Raw genomic sequence first — 6,177 nt, forward strand, 5'->3', positions numbered from 1 at the left:
GGCCACGTGGTGTGCCCGCTGGGCATGCGCAGCGGGCACACCGGCCGTTCCCGCCGCAGCGTGGCGTACAGCGGGGGCGGGGTCCCGTGCTCTCCGGCGGGCAGTGGCCATCGGAGGACGTCGGTGTCGGTGTGCGGGAGGACGTCGGTGTCCGGCGGGATCACTGCTGGGCTCCACTTCTGTCGGCGTTCGGCGTCGCCACCGGCTTCGCGTCGGGCCCGCCGGCCGTCTCGGCGGCCAGCGCGACGGTGGCGAAGCCGTGGCCCGGCGCCGGTGCCAGCGCGGGGACCTCGCCGTTCCACAGGGCGAGTTGCAGGGGCCAGGGGCGGTTGTAGAGGAGGACGGCGGTCCGGGTCCCCACGATGCCGGGCAGGTCCAGGACCAGCGGGAGTTCGGCGAGGACGTAGCCGAGGTTCAGTTCGGTCTGGGCCGGGGTCGGCTCGCCGCCGAGGACGGTCCTCAGGTAGCCGCGGGAGGCTTCCCGGCACAGTTCCCGCAGCCGGCCGTCCGTGTGGAAGACGCCGTCGACCTCGGCGCGCAGCTCGCGGTAGCGCCTGCGGGTGGTGAGCCGGGTCCAGCTGTTGACCCGGGCGTGCGGGTTCGGCCCGGAGGCGTCGAGGGCGCGCCGGGCCGTGGCGCGCATCCTGCGCACGACCCGGGTCGCGGTCTGCGCCGCCTCCCGGGGTGCCCGTCCGCCCGCGATGAGGCCGAAGGCCGTCTCGTAGCCGGGCAGGACGGCTTCGACGTGCCGGAACCGGCCGGCGGCCCAGACCAGCAGGGTCCCGACGGTCGCGGGCCGGTAGAAGCCGTTGAACGGGCTCAGCCCGAACACGGCGGCTTCTCCGGTGTCGAGGATCTCCCGCGAGTGCTCGTTGACGGGGTGCACCGTGACGGCTTCCGCCGGGACCGTGGTCACAGGCTTCGCCGCCAGTACGCGCCGCAGATGTCGATCGGCTGGATCGGGTCGTCGATCCGGTGTTCCCGCCGGAAGTCGTGCACCGCGGCCCGGCACGCCGGGATGATGTAGTCGTCGACGATCACGAACCCTCCGGTGGACAGCCGGGGGTACAGGTGGGTCAGGGCGTCCCGGGTGGATTCGTAGAGGTCGCCGTCGAGGCGCAGCAGCGCCAGTTTCTCGACCGGCGCCTGGGGCAGGGAGTCCCGGAACCAGCCGGGGAGGAAGGCGACCTGGTCGTCCAGCAGCCCGTAGCGGCGGAAGTTCTCCGCGACCTCCTCCTGGGGGACGCCGAGGACCTCGTTGGCCTGGTGCAGGGCCAGTTCGCGGTCCAGGGGGTGCCCGTCGGCCCCCACGTCGGGGATGCCGGCGAAGGAGTCGGCCACCCACACGCGGCGGTCGGTGACGCCGTGCGCCTTCAGGAACGCGCGCATGAAGATGCAGGCCCCGCCGCGCCAGACGCCGGTCTCGATGAGGTCGCCGTCGACGCCGTCCGCGAGGACCCGTTCCAGGCAGTCGTGGAGGTTGTCCAGCCGCTCCAGTCCGATCATCGTGTGCGCGGCGGCGGGCCAGTCCAGCCCGCCGTGCCGCTTCTCGGCCCGGTAGCCGGCCGGTCCGTCCGGGGTGAGCGCACCGTCCTCGTAGATGACGTTGGTCAGGACCTTCTTCATGAGGTCCAGGTAGAGGTGCCCGTCACTGTCGTCCACTGGTGTCGTCTCCATGGCAGGTCGGTCTCGTTGTGAATCGGTGCGGAGGGTCCGGGGCCCGGGGGCCCGAGTGATGTGACGAATTTGACGGATCGTCAGGTCGAGGCCGGGGGGCACCCGCGGTCGATGAAGGCGGGCGCGCCTTCCTCGGCGTTGACGCCCTTCTCGATGAAGGCGAGGTTGTGGTAGACGGTCAGGGCCACGGCGTGGCGGTCGGCGTAGGAGGGCCGGGGCGCCTCCTCCGGTGTCACCCACTCCTGGTGGTGCAGGCCGTCGACGATCCGCTTGAGCAGTCCGACCGAGGTCCCGGGCCCGGCGACGGGGCCGGCGGTGCCGCCGAACCCGGGCCAGTAGGCGGTCTGCAGGTCCTCGACGACGTACAGCCCGCCCGGCCGCACGTGGCGGAACAGGGCGTCGAAGGAGGTCCTGACGTGGGCGTTGAGGTGGCTGCCGTCGTCGATGACGATGTCGAACGGCCCGTACCGGCGGCCGAGGTCGTCGAGGAGGGCGGGGTCGCCCTGGTCGCCGACGGCGGTGGCGATGCGCGGGCCCCGGACGCCGGGTTTGGGGACGATGTCGAGCCCGAGGACCAGTGCCGCCGGGAAGTAGCGCTGCCACATGCGCAGGGACGCGCCGCCCTGGTCCGGCGCGTCGTAGCCGCCGATCCCGATCTCCAGCAGGCGGATCGGCGCGTCCCGGAAGCGGGCGAAGTGCCGCTCGTAGTGCTGGGTGTACCAGTGGAGGTCGGCCCACTTGTCCGAGCCGAACCGGGCGGAGAGCCGGCCGAGGTCGACCGGGTGCCGATGGCAGGCCGCCACGACCGCCTGGACCGCGAGCGCCAGCCGCTGGCGCTCGTGGACGATCGAGGTGAGCCGGTCCAGGTCGGGGACGGGGGCGTTCAGTTCGGGGCAGGTGGTCACCCGTCGGCTGGTCCCGCCGCCGGCGCCGGGGCCGTGGTCCGGGCCGTAGAGGCCGCGCAGGAGGTCGACGGCGTCGTAGCTGATCCGCACCGGCGCGTCCTGCCACCCGTCCCGGCGCGAGGTCAGCCCGTCGCGGTCGACGGTGACGAGGCGGCAGGCCCGGTCCCGGCCCGAGGTGATCTCGAAGGAGAGGTGCGCGGCGTGGTCCACCTCCACGGGGTCGCACCGCACCGCGAGTTCCTCGGCGACGACCGCCGCGACCAGGTCGAGCCCGAGGTCGTCGACGGCCTGTGCCAGCAGGCGTTCGTCCGTTGCCGCGCGCAGCAGCGGGGCGGTCGTGGCCCAGCCGGAGCCGGCCGCACTCGTGGGGGCCTCCCCGCCCAGGAGTGGGCTCGGGGCGGCGACCGGCCGCGGGCCCGTACGGGTCATGACGCGGCCTCGGACAGTCGCCGGACGACCCGCTCGGGGCCGGGCATCGCGCTGATCTCGTCGCGGACCTGCCGGCACGCCTCGCGGATCCGCCGGTCGGTCAGCGCGCGGCGGACGCCCTCGGTGAGCGCCCCTCGGTCGACGTCCCGGTCGGGGAAGGCCATCCCCGTCCCACGCTCAACCACCGCCTGCGCGTTCACCGGCTGGTCCGCCGTCTGCGGCAGGACGAGCTGTGGCACCCCGTGGGCGAACGCGGTGAAGGTGGTGCCCGACCCGCCGTGGTGAACGACGGCGGCGCAGCTCGGGAGCAGGGCGCTGAGCGGCACCCAGTCGACGGCGCGGACGTTCGGCGGGAGCGGCCCCAGGCCGGACAGTTCCGCCTCGCCCGCGGTGAGGACGACCTCGGCGTCCTCGGCGGCCACCGCCTCGACCACGTCCCGCAGCATCGAGGTGCAGCCGACGGCGGGGAGCACCGACCCCCAGGTGACGCAGACGCGCGGGCGCCGCGGTTCGGCACACAGCCAGTCGGGGAGCACGGCGCCGCCGTTGTACGGCACGTAGCGCATCGGCCAACCGCGCATCGGCCGTCCGGTCGCGCCGCCCGGAGGGCGCAGGCTCTCGGGGCACAGGTCGACGGTCGCCACCGGAGGGGTGAGCGCGCCGGTGACCCCGTGGCGCGCGCAGACGTCCTCCATGGCGCTCAGCACCTCGGCGAAGGTCGGGTAGGGCAGCCCGATCCCGTGCATCACGCAGGGGACTCCGGCGGCCTCGGCGGCGAGCTGGCCGCCGGACAGGAAGGTCGTGAAGACGACGAGGTCGGCGCGCCAGCGGCGGATCAGGTCGACGGTGCGGTCCACCATCTGGCCTCCCACCCCGTGGGCCAGGGCGACGGCGTCGTCGGGCGCGGCGCCCGGCGGGGCGTCGGGGGCGGGCCCCGGTGGCTCGTCGGGCGGGGAGTCGGGCGCTGCACCCGGCGGGGCGTCGGGCGCCGCCCGGTCCCGCCGGTCCGACGCACCACCGACGAACCGGTGCCAGGCTCCGGGGAGGTCGAACCGCTCGGGCCTGTTCTTCGCGATCCAGACGCCGAGCCGGTGGTAGGTGTCCGCGGCGTCGCCGTCGGAGACGTCCACGGCGGCCAGGCCCGAGCGCGCGGCCATCTCCAGGCTCGGCCCGGTCGTGGCCACCAGGACCGTGTGGCCGGCCTCCTGCGCGGCCCACAGGGTGGGGACCGCCGGCATGAGGTGGCCTACCCCGGGCGCCGCCACGAACAAGACGCGCACAGACTGCTCCTAACCGGCTGAAGGCATCAAGGATCGCCAATACGGCGAGATTTCCGTGGATTGTCCGGTCCGGCCGGACCGCTTTCAAGCACGCCGGGCCGGACCCGTCACTCCGAGGTGGATCGCGCCGAACGTTACACCCGTTTCACCGGCCCGCACCGCAACCGCATTCCGGCGGCGACTTGACCGGGAAACGACCGACACGAGAATGTGTCACGCGACGTCCATTCCAGCGGAGTTCAAGAAATGGATTATGTGATGAGCACATTCTTGGACCCCCGGGTCGACAGGAAAACCGATTCGGCCGCGCTGGCCGAAAGCCTCCGACTGGCCGGGGAGGACACCCGAACCCTGCACTCCCTCGTCCACTCCCGCGAACTGGCCGACATCACCGCCGTATTGGTCGACGAAATCCTCTTCCGCTGCGATCCGCCCGGCAACACCGAACCGGTCACCATCACCATGGACGTCACACGCGGCGAAGAACGACGCGGCGTCTCCTTTCTGGTACAAGCCGGCCGACCGCTTTGCCTGACCGACGCCGACGCGAACACCCCGGCCGCACTTCACATCGAATTCGACGTCATCGACCTGGTACGGGAACTGTTCGGCCCCGCCGGACCCACCGGACCCGGCGGACCGGCAAGCCGCAGGACCGCCCTCCAATTCGTCCCGGAATCCATGACGGCGGAGGGCGTCCGCCCACTCGGCCCGATCATGGCGGCGGCCGGCACGGTCCTCACCGGCTGCTCCTCCGACCACCCCGGCCTCGCCCGGCTGGCGGTTCGCCACGACTCCGACAAGTGGGGCGGCCTGCACTGGTTCGCCCCGCTCTACGAACGCCACCTGCACCACCTGCGCACCCAGCCCGTCCGGGTGCTCGAAATCGGGATCGGCGGATACGACAACCCCGCCTTCGGCGGCGGGTCGTTGAAGATGTGGAAGCACTACTTCCCACGGGGCCTCGTGTTCGGCGTCGACCTGTTCGACAAGAGCGGTATCGACCAGCAGCGCCTCCGCACGCTGAAGGCCGACCAGAGCGACCCCGCCCAACTGCTCGACATCGCCGAACGGCACGGCCCGTTCGACCTCGTCATCGACGACGGCAGCCACGTCAACGAGCACATCAGGACCACCTTCCGGACCCTGTACCCCCACGTCCGCCCCGGAGGCCTGTACGTCATCGAGGACCTGTGGACCTCCTACGCCCCGGGCTTCGGCGGGAACGAGAACCCCGAGGCCTGCGGCACCACCGCGCTCGGCCTCGTCAAGCAACTCGTGGACGACCTCCACTACGAGGAGCAGCCGACGAAGCCCGCCGCCGGATTCGGCGCGTCCCTGGCCGGCCTGCACCTCTACCGCAACATCGCGTTCCTGGAGAAGGGCCGCAACGCCGACGGCGGGATCCCGGACTGGATCCGCCACGCCGCCGGCTCCTGAGGCCCTCCCGACCGCCAGCCCTGCCGGGGAACCGGCCGGACCGGGGAGTCCAGCCAGGCCGCCTGCCCCTGCCGGGTGACGGTCACGCCGAACCGCTCGCACCCGGGGCGGCGCCCCGGCCCTCCCACCAGCGGTAGGCGGCCTCCACCTTCCCACGCCACCCGGCCTGGTACGTCAACCTCAAGGCCGACCCGCAGGTGGATCTCCAGGACGGCCCCGACCGCCAGGGCATGACCGCCCGCGAGCTCGCCGGGGACGAGCGGGCCCAGTGGTGGCAGCGCGCGGTCGCCGCGTTTCCGCCGTACGCCGAGTACCAGGAGAAGAGCGACCGCGAGATCCCGGTCTTCGTCCTGGAACCGAGCACCCGGCCGAGCCGTCGGAGGCCCGGGCGCCGACGAGCGACTGAGCGAAGCCCCGTGCGGTGTACGTGAAAGCCCGTGCACAGG

The 6,177-nt window shown here is 72.9% G+C and carries 5 protein-coding genes and 1 pseudogene; 2 read left to right on the forward strand and 4 right to left on the reverse strand.

Going from position 1 to position 6,177, the window contains the following annotated elements; all coding sequences use genetic code 11:
- Nucleotides 1-160: 160 nt before the first annotated feature.
- The 4 genes from ACFRMQ_RS36820 to ACFRMQ_RS36835 all read right to left on the reverse strand — a co-directional run bounded on the left by ACFRMQ_RS36820 (nucleotide 161) and on the right by ACFRMQ_RS36835 (nucleotide 4,291).
- Nucleotides 161-916: a tRNA-dependent cyclodipeptide synthase gene (locus ACFRMQ_RS36820; protein ID WP_380735199.1), complete on the reverse strand. Its 756-nt coding sequence runs from the start codon at nucleotides 914-916 to the stop codon at nucleotides 161-163.
- On the reverse strand, nucleotides 913-1,677 hold the full coding sequence (locus ACFRMQ_RS36825) for a TylF/MycF family methyltransferase (RefSeq protein WP_380735200.1): 765 nt from the start codon (nucleotides 1,675-1,677) through the stop codon (nucleotides 913-915). The genes ACFRMQ_RS36820 and ACFRMQ_RS36825 overlap by 4 nt, the downstream gene beginning before the upstream one ends.
- Nucleotides 1,678-1,757: 80 nt before the next feature.
- Nucleotides 1,758-3,011, reverse strand: a complete 1,254-nt coding sequence (locus ACFRMQ_RS36830; protein WP_380735201.1) for a hypothetical protein — start codon at nucleotides 3,009-3,011, stop codon at nucleotides 1,758-1,760.
- A complete protein-coding gene (locus ACFRMQ_RS36835) occupies nucleotides 3,008-4,291 on the reverse strand; it encodes a nucleotide disphospho-sugar-binding domain-containing protein (protein ID WP_380735202.1) in 1,284 nt (427 codons plus the stop codon). The genes ACFRMQ_RS36830 and ACFRMQ_RS36835 overlap by 4 nt, the downstream gene beginning before the upstream one ends.
- A 258-nt stretch (nucleotides 4,292-4,549) precedes the next feature.
- Between ACFRMQ_RS36835 and ACFRMQ_RS36840 the strand changes: the two genes are divergently transcribed.
- Together ACFRMQ_RS36840 and ACFRMQ_RS36845 are read left to right on the forward strand one after the other, a co-directional pair.
- A complete protein-coding gene (locus ACFRMQ_RS36840) occupies nucleotides 4,550-5,731 on the forward strand; it encodes a hypothetical protein (protein ID WP_380735203.1) in 1,182 nt (393 codons plus the stop codon).
- A 152-nt stretch (nucleotides 5,732-5,883) separates the two neighbouring features.
- A pseudogene (locus ACFRMQ_RS36845) lies at nucleotides 5,884-6,162 on the forward strand (nitroreductase/quinone reductase family protein); the annotation flags it as partial.
- Nucleotides 6,163-6,177 lie beyond the last annotated feature (15 nt).

The sequence above is a fragment of the Kitasatospora sp. NPDC056783 genome, assembly GCF_042789895.1.
Classification (GTDB): Bacteria; Actinomycetota; Actinomycetes; order Streptomycetales; family Streptomycetaceae; genus Kitasatospora.